This is a genomic window from Streptomyces mobaraensis NBRC 13819 = DSM 40847, from assembly GCF_017916255.1.
GTDB lineage: Bacteria > Actinomycetota > Actinomycetes > Streptomycetales > Streptomycetaceae > Streptomyces > Streptomyces mobaraensis.
In genome coordinates this window covers 213,743-228,905 of record NZ_CP072827.1, presented here as the reverse complement: position 1 = coordinate 228,905, position 15,163 = coordinate 213,743, and the positions used below count along the sequence as shown (strand labels likewise).

Annotated in this window: 13 protein-coding genes; 7 read left to right on the top strand and 6 right to left on the bottom strand. The window is 73.4% G+C overall.

Annotation, left to right across the window (positions count from 1 at the left end; translation table 11 throughout):
- The first annotated feature begins 482 nt into the window (after positions 1 to 482).
- From J7W19_RS00770 to J7W19_RS00750, 5 genes are read left to right on the top strand one after another with little or no spacing between them, the layout of a single operon-like run.
- Positions 483 to 1,598 (top strand): phytanoyl-CoA dioxygenase family protein, encoded by a 1,116-nt coding sequence (locus J7W19_RS00770; protein ID WP_004940582.1) that lies wholly within the window; start codon positions 483 to 485, stop codon positions 1,596 to 1,598.
- A complete protein-coding gene (locus J7W19_RS00765) occupies positions 1,580 to 2,902 on the top strand; it encodes a DUF6271 family protein (protein WP_004940580.1) in 1,323 nt (440 codons plus the stop codon). The genes J7W19_RS00770 and J7W19_RS00765 overlap by 19 nt, the downstream gene beginning before the upstream one ends.
- Positions 2,899 to 4,125: a type III PLP-dependent enzyme gene (locus J7W19_RS00760; protein WP_004940578.1), complete on the top strand. Its 1,227-nt coding sequence runs from the start codon at positions 2,899 to 2,901 to the stop codon at positions 4,123 to 4,125. Before J7W19_RS00765 ends, J7W19_RS00760 begins: the two co-directional genes overlap by 4 nt.
- Positions 4,122 to 4,727 (top strand): GNAT family N-acetyltransferase, encoded by a 606-nt coding sequence (locus J7W19_RS00755; RefSeq protein WP_051072495.1) that lies wholly within the window; start codon positions 4,122 to 4,124, stop codon positions 4,725 to 4,727. Before J7W19_RS00760 ends, J7W19_RS00755 begins: the two co-directional genes overlap by 4 nt.
- Positions 4,727 to 5,893, top strand: coding sequence for an MFS transporter (locus J7W19_RS00750; RefSeq protein WP_004940574.1), 1,167 nt, complete (start codon positions 4,727 to 4,729; stop codon positions 5,891 to 5,893). The genes J7W19_RS00755 and J7W19_RS00750 overlap by 1 nt, the downstream gene beginning before the upstream one ends.
- 159 nt (positions 5,894 to 6,052) lie before the next feature.
- Here J7W19_RS00750 and J7W19_RS00745 read toward each other — a convergent pair whose 3' ends face one another.
- Complete coding sequence (locus J7W19_RS00745; RefSeq protein ID WP_004940571.1) at positions 6,053 to 7,774, bottom strand: acyl-CoA dehydrogenase family protein; 1,722 nt, start codon at positions 7,772 to 7,774, stop codon at positions 6,053 to 6,055.
- A 94-nt stretch (positions 7,775 to 7,868) separates the two neighbouring features.
- Complete coding sequence (locus tag J7W19_RS00740; RefSeq protein WP_040888235.1) at positions 7,869 to 8,429, bottom strand: PadR family transcriptional regulator; 561 nt, start codon at positions 8,427 to 8,429, stop codon at positions 7,869 to 7,871.
- A gap of 395 nt (positions 8,430 to 8,824) precedes the next feature.
- Here J7W19_RS00740 and J7W19_RS00735 point away from each other — a divergent pair, with 395 nt between their 5' ends.
- A complete protein-coding gene (locus J7W19_RS00735) occupies positions 8,825 to 10,711 on the top strand; it encodes a DUF11 domain-containing protein (protein WP_004940567.1) in 1,887 nt (628 codons plus the stop codon).
- A gap of 143 nt (positions 10,712 to 10,854) precedes the next feature.
- Here the strand turns inward: J7W19_RS00735 and J7W19_RS00730 are convergent, their stop codons facing one another.
- Both J7W19_RS00730 and J7W19_RS00725 read right to left on the bottom strand, forming a co-directional pair.
- On the bottom strand, positions 10,855 to 11,307 hold the full coding sequence (locus J7W19_RS00730) for an iron chaperone (RefSeq protein ID WP_004940564.1): 453 nt from the start codon (positions 11,305 to 11,307) through the stop codon (positions 10,855 to 10,857).
- A 165-nt stretch (positions 11,308 to 11,472) separates the two neighbouring features.
- Positions 11,473 to 12,012, bottom strand: coding sequence for an anthrone oxygenase family protein (locus J7W19_RS00725; RefSeq protein WP_233478041.1), 540 nt, complete (start codon positions 12,010 to 12,012; stop codon positions 11,473 to 11,475).
- A gap of 34 nt (positions 12,013 to 12,046) precedes the next feature.
- On the opposite strand from J7W19_RS00725, the gene J7W19_RS00720 reads away from it, so the two are divergent.
- Positions 12,047 to 13,066: an AraC family transcriptional regulator gene (locus J7W19_RS00720; RefSeq protein WP_051072494.1), complete on the top strand. Its 1,020-nt coding sequence runs from the start codon at positions 12,047 to 12,049 to the stop codon at positions 13,064 to 13,066.
- 72 nt (positions 13,067 to 13,138) lie between these two features.
- Here J7W19_RS00720 and J7W19_RS00715 read toward each other — a convergent pair whose 3' ends face one another.
- Both J7W19_RS00715 and J7W19_RS00710 read right to left on the bottom strand, forming a co-directional pair.
- On the bottom strand, positions 13,139 to 13,555 hold the full coding sequence (locus J7W19_RS00715; RefSeq protein ID WP_004940556.1) for an SHOCT domain-containing protein: 417 nt from the start codon (positions 13,553 to 13,555) through the stop codon (positions 13,139 to 13,141).
- A gap of 7 nt (positions 13,556 to 13,562) precedes the next feature.
- Positions 13,563 to 14,900, bottom strand: a complete 1,338-nt coding sequence (locus tag J7W19_RS00710; RefSeq protein WP_004940554.1) for a hypothetical protein — start codon at positions 14,898 to 14,900, stop codon at positions 13,563 to 13,565.
- Positions 14,901 to 15,163: the final 263 nt, after the last annotated feature.

The window sequence follows — 15,163 nt, the reverse complement described above, 5'->3', positions numbered from 1 at the left end:
GGCGGCATCACTTCGACGGGCAACGTCCGCATTCGCGAGGTTCGTTCACCGCCTGACGGGGTCTCACGCGCGCCCGCGCAGAGCGGGCGAATGGATCATGAGCGGCTGAAATGATCTCAATTCGGATGTTGACATTCTGAGTTGGTCTAGTCCACCTTGATCGGGTGCACATACAGCGTGGGGCGCGTGAGGCGCGCGGCCCGGAAGAACCGACACGGACTCACCGGCCCCCGGGCGGCGCCCGGGACCACGGCCCGAGACGGGCGCCGTTCTCGGAGGCGTGAACGAGCCGCGACCCGGCTCCCACCCCCCACAGGCGGCCCCACGGCCCCAGCCACCCCTCGTTCCGGACCCACCGGCCGGACCGCGACCCACCCCTGCGCGAAGGCGGCCCCCGGCATGCGCCGGCGCCCCTCGCGCCCACCGTGCACCGTTTGGCGTTCCCAGATCCGGGGGGCGACAGAAAGGATCCGGAGTACCGCATGCCGACCGCTGACCCTTACCTCCACCGAGCCGTCACCGACGTCCCCTACTTCAGCGCGGACGGCGAGACCTACCTCGCCCGCACCCAGCTGAGGGACCTGCGCAAGAGACGGCCCCTCAGAGTGCTGTCCGAGGAGGACTTCGCCTTCTGGCAGACCTACGGCTACGTCGTCGTCCGCGAGGCGATCCCCGCGGCCGCCGCCCGGCGCCTGCTCGACTTCGCCTGGGACTTCCAGGGCATGGACCCCGACCGGCCGGACACCTGGTACCAGGACCGCGAGTGGCGCTCCGACCTGGACCGGGAACTGCACGTCTACGGCTTCGTCGAGGCGTACCACCACCAGCTCATCTGGGACAGCCGGCAGACCCGGCGCGTCTACGACGCCTTCGTCGACGTGTGGGACTGCGAAGAGCTGTGGGTGACCCTGGACCGGCTCAACCTCAACCCGCCCAACGTCCGCAACCGCTCCCGCTCCCTGATCGAACACCGCGAACGCGGCTTCGACATCGAGCTGCACTGGGACGTCGACACCTCCCAGGGCATCCTCCCGCAGCGCGTCCAGGGCATCATCGCCCTCGACGACACCCGGCCCGACGTCGGCGGCTTCCAGTGCTGCCCCGAACTCTTCCGCCGCTTCGACCGCTGGAAGGCCCTCCAGCCCGACGACCGGGACCCCATCCGGCCCCGGGTCGACCGCGACGACATGCCCGTCGTCCGCCCCGAACTGCGCGCCGGCGACCTGCTCATCTGGAACGGCCTGCTGGCCCACGGCGTGGCGCCCAACACCTCGGAGAACGGGGTGCGCGCCGTCCAGTACCTGTCCATGATGCCCGCCCTGGAGAACCACCGGGCCCTGCGCGCCTCCCGCATCGCCTCCTGGCGGGACCTCGCCACACCGGACTGGAACGCCACGCTCCTCGGCGACGCCGTCCGGCACGAGTCCCTGCGCTACGGGCGGGCCGAACTGAACGACCTGGGCGCCAAGCTGCTGGGCCTGCGCACGTGGCACGGCGGACCCACCGACGCCGACGACGCCGGCACGCCCACCGAGGCCGCCACGACCGCCGACACCGGCCGGGCCACCGAGGAAGAGATATGCGCGGAATCTGTCTGACCCTGCCCACCAACAGGCCCTGCGCCGAGACCATCGCCGCCGTCGGCCGCGAAGCCGCCTACGCCGTCGAGCACTTCGACGTCGAGGTGCACCTGCTCGTCCTCGACTCCTGCGCGCCCGCCGACACCGCCGCGCACGCCGAGGCCGTCCGCCGGCTGCCCGCGCACCCCCGGATCACGGCGCACCACCTCGACGAGGCCGCGCAGCGGGACTTCCTCCGCCGGGTGATCACGGACGCCGGCGGGCCCAAGCCCGAGCTGCTGCTCGACCTGATGCTCCCCGACCGCCTCTCCTACGGCGCCTGCACCAACCGCGCGTTCCTCATCGCCGCCGCGCTCGGCTGCGCGTCCGTCCACCGCAGGGATTCCGACAGCCGGTACCAGACCCTCGACGGCGCACCGGTGTACCCCATCCACCACGAGCTGACGTCGCTGGGCCGGCGCGCCGCGGACGCCGGCGCCGACGTCACCGCGACGGCCCTCGCCCCGGAGCGGCTGGACCGCCGGGTCGCCATGGTCGGCGCCTCGTTCATCGGCGAACTCTCCGTCGACATCGGCGAGATCGAGGCCCTCGACCCCGCCGTCTACCACGACGTGGTCAGCCTCTGGGCGCCCGAGGACTGGACCGACGAGCAGAAGCGCGACCTCGTCGCCGAGTCCTTCCGCGGCGCCGGCACGGAACCCTTCCGCGCCGACCGCTCCCTGCTCACCCTCGTCGACCCGATGCGCGTGGACATGTGCAACATCGCCTTCCACGACGTCCACGAACGCGTACCGCTGCCGCCCGCCACCGACACCATCGGCAGCGACTACTTCCTCATCCACCTCGTCCACGACGCCGGACTCCCCGGCGTCCTGCACAACCGGCACATCGTCAACTACTACACCGGCGAGCGCCGTACCGACACCGGCTTCACGGCCTACCAGCTGCGCTACGCCAAGTTCCTGCTGTCCATGCTCTACTTCAACGCCGTCTACGCCCGGATGGCCGAGGCCGGCGACGCGCTGCTCGACGACGGCGGACGGGTCCGGGCCTCCGCCGTCGCCGCGCTCGCCCGGGAGAGCGCCGGCCTCGACCGGGCCGGGAACGTCCGGCGGCTCGACGCCCTCGACGCCGCCTACCGCCGCCTCGGCGGCCGGTACGCGGCCTTCGCCGACCTGCTGGCCGGCCGCCGCGAGCGCCTCCTCGACGAGGCCCGGCGCGACATCGAGGACTTCGCCCTGCTCACCGAGGCGTGGGAGGCCCTGATCCGCGCCGCCCGCACCACCCCCCTCGTCCGCACCCCGTCGGGACGGTCCCGATGAGCACCACGACCCTGTGCGACAGCCCCGCCGCCACCCCCCTCTTCGCGGCGCTCGCCGCCGCCGACGAGGACCGGATCGTCTACGACCTGGACGGCATCCGCGCCCGTTACACCGAACTGCGCCGGCAACTCCCGGGCGTGGACGTCCGGTTCGCCATGAAGGCGTGCCCGGTCGACGAGGTGCTCGCCACCCTGGCCCGCGCGGGCGCCGGAGCCGACGCCGCGAGCCCGCTGGAAATGGAGCAGGCGCTCCGGGCGGGCGTACCGGCCGGCCGCATCCACTACGGCAACACCGTCAAGTCGGACCGGGACATCGCCCACGCCCACCGGCTCGGCATCCGCGACTTCGCGACCGACAGCCTGGAGGACGTGGCGGCCATCGCCCGGCACGCCCCCGGCGCCCGCGTCTTCTGCCGCGTGGCCACCAGCGGCGAGGGCGCCCTGTGGGGCCTCACCCACAAGTTCGGCTGCCCGCCCGGCCAGGCCGTCCGCGTCCTGGAACGCGCCCGCGAACTCGGCCTGACCCCGTCCGGCCTCTCCGTGCACGTCGGCTCCCAGCAGATGACGGCCGAGGCGTGGCGCGACGCGCTGACGTCCCTCGGCGAGGTGCTGGCCACCCTGCGCGGGCGCGGGATCACCCTGGACCACGTCAACCTCGGCGGCGGCCTGCCCGCCCTCGGCTACCTCGACCGGCGCGGCCTGCCCCTCGACCCGCCGCTCGGCGCCATTTTCGCGGCCATCCGCGAGGGAGCGGCCGCGCTGCGGCGGATCCACGGCGCGCCGCTGGACTTCGTCGTGGAACCCGGACGGCACCTCGTCGCCGACCACGGCGCCGTCCGGGCCCATGTCGTCCGCCTCGCGGAACGCCCCCGTCCGGACGGGGGCCGGCAGCACTGGCTCTACCTCAGCGTCGGCAAGTTCAACGGCCTGTACGAGATGGACGCACTCCAGTACCGGCTGGTGTTCCCCGGACACCACGACGCCGCGTACGTCCCCGCCGTCCTCGCCGGGCCCACCTGCGACAGCGACGATGCCCACACCCCCGGGCACGCGCCCGTCGAGGTGCCGGGCGACCTCGCCTCCGGCGACCCGGTGTGGGTGCTGTCCAGCGGCGCCTACGCCACCAGCTACATGACCCAGGGCTTCAACGGGATCGCCCCGCTGCCGTACACCTGCGCCGGCACCCCGGGCTCCCCGGACGACGGAGCGGAGTGGACCCGGTGAGCGGCGGTATCCGCGTCCGCGGCATCGCCGAACGCGACTGGGACGCCGTCGTGGCGCTGGAGGCCGGCGCCTACACCGCGCTCGGCCTCTCCGAAGGGCGCGCCGCGCTGCGGTCCCGCGCGGACGCCTCCCCGGACACCTGCTTCGTCCTGGACGTCGACTCCCGGCCGGCCGGCTACCTGCTGGCCCTGCCCTACCCGGCCTTCCGCTGCCCCGACCTCACCCGGCCGGAAGAGCCGGAAGAGCCGGGGGAGCCGGGAGAGCGGGAGGAGCCCGTGGACCCGGCCGCCAACCTGCACCTGCACGACATCGTCGTCGCACCCCACCTGCGCCGCAGGGGACTGGCCCGGCACCTGCTGCGGCACCTCGCGCGCACCGCCCGGACGCGCGGCGACGAACGGATCTCGCTCGTCGCCGTCGGCGGCAGCGAGGCGTTCTGGTCGGCCCGCGGGTTCGCCGCGCACCCGGACGTGGCGCTGCCCGACGGCTACGGCCCGCAGGCCGTCTACATGTCCCGGCCGGTGCCCGCCGACGACACCGACGACCCCCCACCGGGCGGGACGGCGCCGCACGGCCCGCCCGTGCACCACGAAGCGAGCTGATGTACGTGTTCCGACTCCACGACCCCTTCCAGCGCGCCCAGTTGGCGATCGTCGCGCTGTTCTGCTCCCTGGGCTTCCAGTACGCCACCTGGGCCGCCCGGATCCCGGCCCTCAAGACGGAACTCGGCCTGTCCACGGCCGAGGTCGGCGTCCTGCTGATGGCCGCGGGGATCGGCGCGGCGGTGTCGTTCCCCCTGGTGGCGCTGCTGATGAAGCGGCTGGGCTCCCGGCGGCTCGCCCTGCTGTCCCAGCTCGCCCTGGCCCTGCTGCTCCCGGCTCTGGCGGCGGCCCCCAACTACCCGGTGGCGCTGCTGGTGCTGGCCGTGGACGGCGTCTGCGTCGGCTGCCTGAACGTCGCCATGAACGCCCAGGGTGCCGCCCTCGAAGCGAGGTTCGAGCGCACGGCCATGGCCCGGCTGCACGCGACGTTCAGCGGCGGCTCGCTGCTCGCCGCCCTGCTCGCCTCCGGTACGACCGCGGTCACCTCGTCCGTGATGGCGCACTTCGGCGTCGCCGCGGCCCTCCTCGTCCTGCTCAACGCATCCGCGTGGAAGGGACTGCTGACGGACCATCAGCCGGGGGAGGCCGTCAAGAAGCGGACGCGCGGCGGACGGCGGGCCCTGCCGTCCCGGATCACCCTCTGGATGTGCTGCGCCATGGCCTTCGGCACCGTCACCGAGGGCGCCATGAACGACTGGTCCACCCTCTACATGAAGGACGTCGCCGACGCGTCCGCCGGGCTCGCGCCGCTGGGTATCGCCGTCGTCTCCGGAATGATGGTCGTGGCCCGCCTCTTCGCCGACGGCTGGCGGGACCGCTGGGGCGACGGCCGCGTCGTCCTCCTCGGCAGCGCCCTCGCCGCCGCCGGACTCGCCTTCGCGCTGCTGAGCGGCGGCGTGGCGGCGGCCCTCGCCGGGTTCGCCTGCGTCGGGCTGGGCATCGCGGCCGTCACTCCCTGCGTCTACGCGGCGGCGGCCCGGCAGGGCTCCGACTCCCTGACCCTGGTCGCCGCGATGGGCACCACGGGTCTGCTCGCCGGCCCGCCCCTCATCGGCTTCATCGCCAACGCGAGCGGCCTGGCGTGGGGGTTCGCCGCGGTGGCGGTGGCGGCGGGGGTGGTGTCGGTGTGCAGCACGCGTATCCGGTGGACACCGGTGAGTGGCTGAGGTGCCGGTCCCCAATCCCGCCCTTTCGCCGTTTCCTGGGGCTGCGCCCCAGACCCCCTGGTCGCGGCTTCGCCGCTCGTCCTCGGGGGTGCGGGGGCGGAGCCCCCGCAAGAAACGGTGAAAGGGCGGGACCGGGGCACGGCCCGCCGCAGGCGCCCCCTACGGCGCCATCTCGTACGCCCCGGACAGCGCCTCCACCCGATCCCAGACCCGCGCCGAGCGCCCCTCGTCCACGACGGGCCGGCGGACCGCACCGAGCGCCCACCGCTGCTGCGCCTCCGTAGCCGAGTCCTTGCCGTGCAACTCGACGGCATGCGCCGAGAAGTCACGGACGAGCACCGCACACAGCTCGTCGAGCACATCCTCGTCCAGCCCCGTCAGCCGCGCCTGCTCAAGGATCAGCTGCCCGTGCACGACGAGCGCGAACAACTGCCCCACGGACAGCAGCAGATCGAGGTCGCGGCTCTGCTCCTCGTCCGGCGCGGCGGTGGTGACGAACGCGCACAGGGCGTCCGCCTGCTCCCGGAAGCGGGCCACGTTGGGCAGGTGGGCGTACGCGTCGAAGGCGGTCCGCCAGTCGTGGAAGCGGATCGAGCCCAGGCCGCGGGCGGGACCCTGGCGGAAGAGGAACGCGTCGTCGGCGGCGTCGAGGCGGGTGGGCACGGGCGCGTACCCGGCGGGCTCCAGCAGGTGGTTGCGGAGAAACTTGAGGATCAGCGCCAGATTGACGTGGACCGTGCCCTCCAGCTTCGGCAGGCTCCGGATCTCGACGGCGGCCTGCGCGAAGTAGTTGTCCTTCTCGAAGCCCTTGGCCGCGATGACGTCCCACATCAGGTCGACGACCTTCTCGCCCTCCGTGGTCACCTTCATCTTCGTCATGGGGTTGAAGAGGAGGTAGCGGCGGTCGTCGGGGCCGGCCGAGCGGAAGTAGTCGACCGCGCGGTCGCTGAACAGCTTCATCCCGACCAGCCGGACGTAGGCGTCGGTCAGCTCGCGGCGCACGTGCGGGAAGGCGGTGACCGGTCGGCCGTACAGGACGCGGTTGTGCGCGTGGGTGACGGCCTCGTACATCGCGTGCTCGCAGATGCCGATCGAGGCGGTGCAGAGGTTGAACTTGCCGACGTTCACCGTGTTCAGCGCCGCGTCGAAGGCGGCGCGGCCGGTGTGCAGCACGTCCTCGGCGCGGACCGGGTATTCCTCCAGCCGGAACTCGCTGACGAACTTCGAGGAATCGACGACGTTCTTCACCAGGTGGTACGCCGGATGCCGGCTGTCCGCGGCGAAGAAGACGTAGCCGTCGGGGCCCTCGACGTCGGTGCGGCGGCCGAAGACGGAGACGAGGCCCGCGGCGTTGCCGTTGCCGATGTAGTACTTCGAGCCGGTGGCGCGGAAGCCGCCCTCGCCGTCGGGCGTCAGCAGCATGTCGGTGGAGTAGATGTCCGCGCCGTGCGTCTTCTCGGACAGGCCGAACGCGAACACCTCGCCGTCCGCGAGGAGTTCCGCGGCGCGGGCGCGGGCGGCGGCGTTGTCGCTCTGCCACACCGGGCCGAGGCCGAGGATGGTGACCTGCCACGCGTACCAGTAGTCGAGCCCGTAGAAGCCGAGGATCTCGTTGAGCGCGGCGATGCGGGCGGTGTCCCAGCGCTTGTCCGCGTCGCCCTCGGCGGCCGCGGCCGGGGTGAGGAACGTCGCGAACAGCCCCTCCTTGGCGGCGAAGGCCAGGAAGTCCGCGAGCCAGGCACGGGAACGGTAGTCCTCGATCAGCTTGCGCTTGCCGCGCTCCTCGAACCAGTCGACCGTGGCGCGCAGCAGCCGGCGGGTCTCGGGGTCGAAGTGCGCGGGGTCGTAGGTGCGCGGGTTGAACAGCAGCGGGTCGGCCATGGAGGCTCGCCTTTCCGGCTCGGAGGACCAGGGACTGGGGGACTCGAGGGGACTCGGGGGCTGGAGGGTGGGGGAGTGGGGAATGTCCGGCCGCTCAACGGCGTCCGGAGCCGATGCGGCGCAGGGTGGCGAGGACGTCGTCCAGCCAGGCGAGCGTCATCCGCTCGTAGGCGATCCCGCCGCGCAGGACGGCGTGCTGGAGCTCCTGCCCGGCGTCGAGCGCCGGAGGCGCCTCGGGGCCGGTGAAGTCGCGCCGCTCGCCCGCGAGATAGTGGGTGAGCCGCTCGGCGTGCACCCGGCGGTGCCGCTCGACCTCGTCGACCAGCTCGGCCGGATCCCCGAAGGCCGCGCCCCGGATCTTCACCGCCAGATCGTGCCGGAGGCCCTCCGGCTCGACCGGCTCCCGCAGCCAGCGGGCGAGCGCCTCGCGGCCCGGGCCCGCCACCGAGTACTCCTTCTTGTCCGGCCGCCCTTGCTGGGGCACCTCCCGGACGTCGATCCAGCCGTCGCCCACCATCCGCTTCAGGACGCGGTAGATCTGCTGGTGGGTGGCGGTCCAGAAGTACCCGATGGACCGCTCGAACCGCCGGGCCAGCTCATAGCCGGAGCCCGGCTTCTCCAGCAGGGAAACGAGGATCGCGTGCTCGAGCGCCATGCCCTGGATCATCTATGCAACTTGTTTCATAGGAAAGGCCCGCCGCCCGAGTGAGACCGGACTCACCCCGCCCGCTCGGGGCCGGGCGGGCGCGGCCAGGCGCCAAAGCAGGCCAATGACGCTCCGGGCACCCGGTGGCAGAAACGGTTATGGACTCCTTCCGGCCATGGTCAGGGGCATATTCCGGGTGCGCCGGGCGCACGGCCGGGCCACCGGGGCGGGCCGGGTGCGCCGGGTGGCCGCCCCCGCGGCCGGAGGGGCCGGTTCCCGCACCGGTGGCGGGATGCCGCCGGTGCGGGCGGTCCGGAGCGCCCGTACGTTCGCGTCGTCACGCACGTCCGCGCATTTGTGGCGCGTCCGCATGCGCTCCTCCCCCCCGCAACGGAGGTTCCGGGATGTCGTTGTTCCCCTACAAGCAGTCCTTCGCCGGCTCCGCCACCCCGCCCGGCTGGAAGCTGCACGGCTCCGCGCGGATGACCGGCCAGGGCTGGCTCAGCCTCACGCCGGCGCAGCCGTTCAAGGCGGGGACCGCCCTGCTGGACGTCGCCTTCCCCAGCAGCGACGGCATCTCGGTACAGTTCGACCTCGCCGCGTACGGCGGCGGCGACCCGGCCGACGGGATGTCGTTCTTCCTCATCGACGGCGCGCACGAGACCGACGTGGGCGGCCCCGGCGGCGCCCTCGGCTACGCCTGCTACCGCAAGGGGCAGCCGGACCGGCGGCCCGGGGTCTCCCACGGCTACGTCGGCATCGGCGTCGACCAGCACGGCTCGTTCTCCAACCCGAGCGAGGCCGGCGACACCGGGCCCGGGTCGCGGCCGGACAGCGCCGTGCTGCGCGGCTCGGGCGACGCGTACGACGGCTACCGCTACCTCGTCGGCGCGTCCCTGCCCCCGCTGGGCACCGGCCGGGAGCAGCCCACCCGCCTCCTCCTCTCGATCATCGACCGCAAGGTGACCGTCTCCGTCCGCGAGGACGACAACTGGCGGCGCCTGATCGACGGTTACGACCTGCGGAACGCCCCCGGGCAAGCCGCGCTCCCGGCCACGCTGAAGCTCGGCCTGTCGGCCGCCACGGGCGCGCTCACCAACAACTACGAGGTCCGCGACCTCGAAGTGACGCTCCCCGCCGAATTCCCGCTGGCCATGACGGGACCCCGGACGGTGAGGGCCGGCTCGCCGATCGGCTACCGGATCACGGTCGAGAACAAGGGCCCCAACGCCGTCCCGGACGCCAAGGTCACCGGCAAGCTCCCGACCGAGGTGACCGGTGCCGCCTTCGGACCGCTCGAACTCGGCGGCGGCGCCACGGCGGGCACCGGCACCGTCACCGACGGGACGTTCACCCAGCCGCTGTGCCTCCCGGTGGGCGGCACGGCCGTCATCCCGCTCGACGGCACCGTCGCGACCGGTACCAGCGGCAGCATCACCTGCGACGCGACCGTCACCTCGGAGACGCGGGCCAACATCGCGACCCGGTACTCCGACTCCGTCACCACGACGGTCACGGCACCGCCGTCCGCCGAAGTCCCCCTCGGAATGCGGGGGCCGGCCACGGCCGACTCGGGCAAGCAGATCTCCTACACCATGACGGTCGAGAACAAGGGCCCGGACGCCGTACCCGCCGCCAGGCTCACGGGCACCCTCACCCCGCACCTCACCGGACCGGCGTTCGAGACGCCCCAGCTCTCCGGGGGCGCGACGGCCGGCGAAGGCACCATCTCGGGCGGGGACTTCACCCAGCCCCTGCACCTGCCCCGGGGCGGGGCGGCCGTCATCCGCGTCACCGGCACGGTCGAGCGCGGCTTCACCGGCGACATCACCAGCACGTCGAAGATCGAGACACCGGACGTCGTCAACACCTCGCCGGACAAGGCCGGGAGCGTGACGACCAGGGTGAGCCCGCCGAAGATCGACATCACCATCAAGACGAAGAACGGGTTCGAGCAGAGCTGGCCTCCCGAGGCCGCCGGATACGTCTGGTCCTACACCTTCACCCTGGCCGCCAGCGAGAACCGCGTCCAGCAGTGGCAGCTCTCCTTCGACGGGCTGCCGGCCGGGAGCCGGGTCAACCCGGCGGTCACGGACCACTGGTACACGGTGGTGAAGGACGGCAGCGCGGACGGACACGTCGTCATCGAGTCCCCGGCGACCGGGCACAGCATCGAGCCCGGGACACCGCTGGACGTCCAGGTGCAGGTGCTGCACCGCTCCCTCGCCGAGTCCAACGAGGGCCTGGTCTACAACCTCCAGGGGATCGCCTTGAGGGAGGGCGGCCGCTGAGGCACGGCGAGCCCGGCTCCGGATGGGCCCGGCTCCGGCGGGTCCGGCCCGGCGAGCCCGGCCCAGGCCCGGCTCCCAGGGGCCGGGCCCGCTCCCGCTCGTACCGCCCGTACCGCCCGTACCGGGACGGCCGGGCGCGCGCCTCAGCCCACCGCCCGCTTCACCAGCTCCGCTATGCGCTCCTCCACCTCGGCCGTCACCTCGGTCAGGGCGAACCCGGCCGCCCACATCGGGCCGTCGTCCAGCCGCGCCTGGTCGCTGAACCCGAGCGTCGCGTACCGCGCCTTGAACTTCTCCGCGCTCTGGAAGAAGCAGACGATCCTGCCGTCCCGGGCGTAGGCGGGCATCCCGTACCAGAGCTTCGGCGCGAGCTCCGGGGCACCGGCCGTGACGACGGCGTGGACGCGCTCGGCCATGACCCGGTCCGACTCCCGCATACCCGCGATCTTGGCGAGGACCTCGCGCTCCGCCTCCGCTGCCTTGTCCGCCCGCGAAGCGCGCCGCGCCGCGGCCTTGACCTCCCGGGCATGGTCCTTCATCGCGGCCCGCTCCTCGGCCGTGAACCCCTCGTACGTGCCGCTTCCGGTGCTGGACATGACTGATCTCCCCCTTGGATGCCGTGAGTTCGCGCTGTTCGGGATCGTGTGAGGGACCATATCCCGGCCCACTGACAACGCCCCCGCCGCGAGCCCGGGGGCGGCGGTGCCGCGGCCGCCCCGCCGCACAGTCCGCGCCTCCGCCCCTGCTCGTCCGCTGCGGGCTCAGTCGGCGGCCGGAGTGCGGGCGGCGAGCAGCAGGGCCCAGGAGACGCACGCGAAGGAGGCGGTGGAGGCCAGCGCGCGCACCAGGTTCCACCGGACCCAGGTGGCCTCGAAGGCGCCGCGCACGGCGGCGAAGTCCGTGATGCGATCCGGGGAACCGGCCGCCGCGAGCGTGTTGTTCAGCGGTACGTTGACCGCACCCGTGATCACCAGAACGGCGAGCTGGAAGACGCCGGCCGCCCCGATCCACAGCAGCACCGTCCGGCCGCCACCGCCACCGCGCCACTCCAGCACGGCGGCGAGCACGATCAGCGCCAGCGAACCCAGGAAGGAGAGCATGAACCAGCCGTTGAGAATGGCCACGTTGATCCGCTGCATCGCGTCGACGAACGTCCGGTCGTCGGCGCGGGCCAGCCCCGGCATCACCGAGCAGGCATAGGAGTAGAACAGCCCGGCGCCGAGCCCGGTGGTCACCACCGCCCCGAACAGGACCGCCATGCGTACGACCGACATTCCCGTAACCCCCGTTCGCAGTGCCATGCCGCAAGTCAACCCGCTGGCCCCGCCCGCGGCCATGGCCGAGGACCTCGGCCGCATACGCGAGCGTCCCGCGGACCCCGCACCGGCCGGCGGCGACCCGCTGGGCGCGCTCCTCGCCGGCACCCGGGCCCAAGGCGCCTTCCTGCTGCGCTCGGTGTTCGACCCGCCCTGGGCGATCCACGTCCGGGACCAGGCGCCACTGACCGTCCTGACCATGTTCCGCGGCGACGGCTGGATCGTGCACGACCGGCGCCCGCCCGTGCGGCTGCGCACCGGCGACCTGGCGGTCGTCCGCGGTCCCGAGCCGTACACGGTCGCCGACCACCCCTCGACCGAACCACGCGCGATCATCCACCCGGGCCAGGTGGCGACCGACCCGGCCGGCGCCCGCCTGTGCGCGGAACTCGACCGCGGCGTACGGACCTGGGGCACGCGCCCCGACGCGGCGCACGTCCTCGTCAGCGGCACCTACCAGCTCCCCGGCGAGGTCGGCCGCCGCCTGCTGCACACCCTGCCGAACGTGCTGCACCTGGCCGCCGGCGCCTGGCACTCGCCCCTGCTGCCGCTGCTGGAGGAGGAGATGGGCCGCGACGAACCGGGGCAGGCCGCCGTCCTGGACCGGCTGCTCGACCTCGTCCTGATCGGCGCGCTGCGCGCCTGGCTGACGCGGGAGGGCGCCGCGGCCCCGGCCTGGTACCGCGCCCACGGCGACCCGGTGGCGGGCCCCGCCCTCGGACTGCTGCACGCCGACCCCGCCCGGCCGTGGACGGTCGCCGCGCTCGCCGCCGAGGTCGGCGTCTCCCGGACGGTCCTCGCCCGCCGCTTCACCGAGCTGGTGGGCGACCCGCCGATGTCCTACCTCACCGGCTGGCGCCTCTCCCTCGCCGCCGACCTCCTCGCCTCGTCCGACGCCACCCTGGCGTCCGTCGCCCGGCAGGTCGGCTACGGCAGCGCCTTCGCGCTCAGCGCCGCCTTCAAACGGGTCCGCGGCCTCAGCCCCGCCCGGCACCGCGACGCCTTCCGCGCCCCGGGCCCGGCCTCCGGCCCCCGCTGACACCCCGGCCGCCGACCCCGCCCGCGAGAGCGCGCGCCGGCCGCCCGGCGCGCCTTCGGATCCTCCGGGCGGTCAGCGCAGGATCCGCTCCTTGGCCAGGCGGAACTCCTCGTCGGTGATGTCGCCTCTGGTGCGCATCTCCGACAGCTTGTGGAGCTCGTCCGCGGTGCTCGTGGCGCCGGTCTCGCCGGCCGTCTCGCGGATGTACCGGTCGACCGCCTCCTGTTGGGCCTGGAGGTGGCGCCGTTCCCGGGCGCCCATGCTCCGGCCCCGGACGAGGACGTAGACGAAGACGCCGAGGAAGGGCAGCAGGATGGTGAGGATCAGCCATCCCGCCTTGGCCCATCCGCTGAGGTCGTCGTCGCGGAAGACGTCGGCGATGACGCGGAACAGCAGGATGAACCACGCGACCCACAGCACGATCCACAAGACCGTCCACAACGCGCCCAGGAGCGGGTAGTCGTAGGCCAGGTTGACGGTGTCGTTCATGATCGGATCACTCCTGTCGCAACGGTCGGTTCCGGTCCTGTGCGCCGTTCACGGTGGACGCGGCGCCGAGGATCGCGAGGATCACCAGGACGAGGACGGCGACGCCGAGGACCAGGGCCACGGCGGCCGGTGTGGGGTAGTTCCAGAGGAACAGGGTCAGGGCCGCCGCCGCGATGACGACGCCGGTGGTCCACTTCCGGTGGCTCTCCAGCCAGTGGCCCGTGGCGCCGGTGCGCAGCCCGGAGCGGGCCAGGGCCCGTCCCGTGGCCCCGGTGCCCCTGGTGCTCACCGAGCGGACGAACCGGGCACCCCGGCCGGGGCCGTAGAGGTAGCCCGCCAGCGCGGTGACGACCGCGGCGACGAGGACCGTGCGGGTGCCGTTCCGCAGGAAGCGGACGAACGTGTCGTAGACGGAGGCGGCCGCGTCCGGGGGCAGGACGTCGGCCGGGACGGAGTCCAGGTAGACGCGCCGTGCGATGGCGAGCCCGACGAGCAGCACGACCATCATCACGCCGATGCCCACGGCCGCGGCGACGAGTGTCACCCGGTGCGCGGGGGACGTCCACACGGCGAGCGCCGCCAGGACGACCACGATGACGGGCAGCCACACGCCCAGGGTGTTCAGCAGGCGCATGGCGTCCTGCGCCTTGTCGAGCTTCTCGGTCTTGAACAGGGTGATCGTCCGGTCGGTGTCGGGGATCTTCGCGGCCTTCTCGAAGCCCGCGTCGACCAGCTTCTGCTGGACCTTGTCCACGACGGTCCCGAGGTCCAGGACGACGGCGTCGCCCTTGGCCTCCACCGCGCTGGTCCCCTCGCCGGTGAGCGTCTTGACCAGGGCCGCGTGGGCCCGCCGGTTGGCGCCGTCCCACGCCTCCGCGAACTCGTCGCTGGTGACGACCTTGTCGATCACCTCGCGGACGGCCGTGGTGACCGCGTTCTTGAGGGGCCCGGCGAGGAGGTGCGACTTGTCCACGATCCCCGGCGGGGCGTCGGCCTTGGCCAGCGCGCTGCTCAGGGCGTCGCTGATCCCGTTGACGTCGACGTTGTCGACGACGCGGGTGGTCAGCCGGTCCGTGACGGCCTTCTGCACGGACGGGTCCTTCGCCAGCGGGGCGACGGTCTGCACATAGCGGTCGGTGTCCGAGACCTGGCTGTTCGCCCAGGTCGCCACCACCGCGAGCGGCGAGAGGACGAAGACCAGGAGCAGCAGCACGGACGTCACGGAGTACCGCAGCCGGCGGCCGCGCAGCGACTCGCGTTTGCGGAGCCGGTCGTAGTCGGCGCGTTCACCGGGGCCCAGCGGACGGTCGTCCGGTGCCGGGCCGGGAGTGGCGGGTGGACTCATGGGCTGTTCCCCTCCGGCGCCGCCCCGGCATCGGGACGGGCCTGAGACGGAAGGTGCGTGCCGCGCCCGCGGCCCCGGCGGCGGGCGGGCGCCGGCCGTCGGATGACGGACGGTGCGGTCCCCGGCGGGCGGCCGACGCCTCGACGGCGTGGGCCCGGCGAGCCGGTGGACGGGCCGGGCGTCGTCCGGTGGCCGCGGGATCGTCGCCCCGTGGGCCGGGCCCGGCGGGTCCGGCGGTGGCGGACCCCTCATGCCCATGGTCA

Coding starts and splice junctions, on each gene's coding strand:
- J7W19_RS00710 (WP_004940554.1), bottom strand. CDS start 14,900: ATGAGTCCACCCGCCACTCCCGGCCCGGCACCGGACGACCGTCCGCTG.
- J7W19_RS00740 (WP_040888235.1), bottom strand. CDS start 8,429: ATGGCGCTCGAGCACGCGATCCTCGTTTCCCTGCTGGAGAAGCCGGGC.
- J7W19_RS00715 (WP_004940556.1), bottom strand. CDS start 13,555: ATGAACGACACCGTCAACCTGGCCTACGACTACCCGCTCCTGGGCGCG.
- J7W19_RS00735 (WP_004940567.1), top strand. CDS start 8,825: ATGTCGTTGTTCCCCTACAAGCAGTCCTTCGCCGGCTCCGCCACCCCG.
- J7W19_RS00720 (WP_051072494.1), top strand. CDS start 12,047: ATGGCCGAGGACCTCGGCCGCATACGCGAGCGTCCCGCGGACCCCGCA.
- J7W19_RS00770 (WP_004940582.1), top strand. CDS start 483: ATGCCGACCGCTGACCCTTACCTCCACCGAGCCGTCACCGACGTCCCC.
- J7W19_RS00750 (WP_004940574.1), top strand. CDS start 4,727: ATGTACGTGTTCCGACTCCACGACCCCTTCCAGCGCGCCCAGTTGGCG.
- J7W19_RS00745 (WP_004940571.1), bottom strand. CDS start 7,774: ATGGCCGACCCGCTGCTGTTCAACCCGCGCACCTACGACCCCGCGCAC.
- J7W19_RS00730 (WP_004940564.1), bottom strand. CDS start 11,307: ATGTCCAGCACCGGAAGCGGCACGTACGAGGGGTTCACGGCCGAGGAG.
- J7W19_RS00765 (WP_004940580.1), top strand. CDS start 1,580: ATGCGCGGAATCTGTCTGACCCTGCCCACCAACAGGCCCTGCGCCGAG.
- J7W19_RS00725 (WP_233478041.1), bottom strand. CDS start 12,012: ATGGCACTGCGAACGGGGGTTACGGGAATGTCGGTCGTACGCATGGCG.
- J7W19_RS00760 (WP_004940578.1), top strand. CDS start 2,899: ATGAGCACCACGACCCTGTGCGACAGCCCCGCCGCCACCCCCCTCTTC.